This window comes from Bradyrhizobium sp. YR681 (assembly GCF_000282615.1).
Lineage (GTDB): Bacteria > Pseudomonadota > Alphaproteobacteria > Rhizobiales > Xanthobacteraceae > Bradyrhizobium.
In genome coordinates this window covers 1-917 of sequence record NZ_AKIY01000162.1, presented here as the reverse complement: position 1 = coordinate 917, position 917 = coordinate 1, and the positions used below count along the sequence as shown (strand labels likewise).

Below are 917 nucleotides of genomic sequence, written 5' to 3'. Positions count from 1 at the left end.
GCGTGTTGCAGCTGCTCCGCTGATCCGCAGCAGCAATCGCAAACCAAATATGGCGGCGGGGCTTCGGCCCCGCCGTTTTTCTTTTGGCGGGTGCCGTCCGGGCCGGGCGTGCCGCACTTCATATCGGCCGGGATCCGGGGCGGGCGGGGCGTTAACCCTCTGTTAACCGTACCGTTTAAGTCGGCGTTAACCATACTTTAAAGGAGAACCCCTACAACAGGACAAAAGCTCGTTCTCACACTCGGCGAGCCCCGATTCGTATCCGGTGTCGCTTCAAGAGGAAGACTCGCCAATGTCCAACATTGTTCTTTCGGCCTCGGTTCGTCAGAACCTGTTGTCGCTCCAGTCGACGGCCGACCTCCTGGCCACGACGCAGCAGCGCTTGGCCACGGGCAAGAAGGTCAACACGGCCCTCGACAACCCCACCAACTTCTTCACCGCCCAGGGGCTCGACAACCGGGCCAGCGACATCAGCAACCTGCTCGATGGCATCAACAACGGCGTGCAGGTGCTGCAGGCGGCCAACACCGGCATCACCTCGCTCCAGAAGCTGATCGACAGCGCGAAATCGATCGCCAACCAGGCGCTCCAGACCACCGTCGGCTACTCGACCAAGTCGAACGTCTCGACCACGATCCCGGGTGCGACGCCCGCCGACCTGCGCGGCACCACCAGCTTCACGAGCGCAATTGCCTCCAGCAACGTGCTGTATGACGGCACCGTCGGCGGTACGACCGCGGCCACGCTCACGACCACGCTCGGCGGCACCCCCGGTACCCTGACCGGCACCGCGGCGACGGGCACGACCTACGTCAACGCTACCACCACGGGCGTTGTCATCAACGCGGCCACTACTTCTGCAACGGTGTTGAGCACGGCCAACGGCGGTGCCCTGACGGCCGGCAATGCGTTCGCCG

General features: G+C 64.0%; 1 protein-coding gene. It reads left to right on the top strand.

Features of this window, described 5'->3' with window-relative positions:
* Positions 1-292: 292 nt before the first annotated feature.
* A partial coding sequence (locus PMI42_RS40025; RefSeq protein WP_008134612.1) for a flagellin N-terminal helical domain-containing protein occupies positions 293-917 on the top strand: 625 nt, incomplete at its 3' end.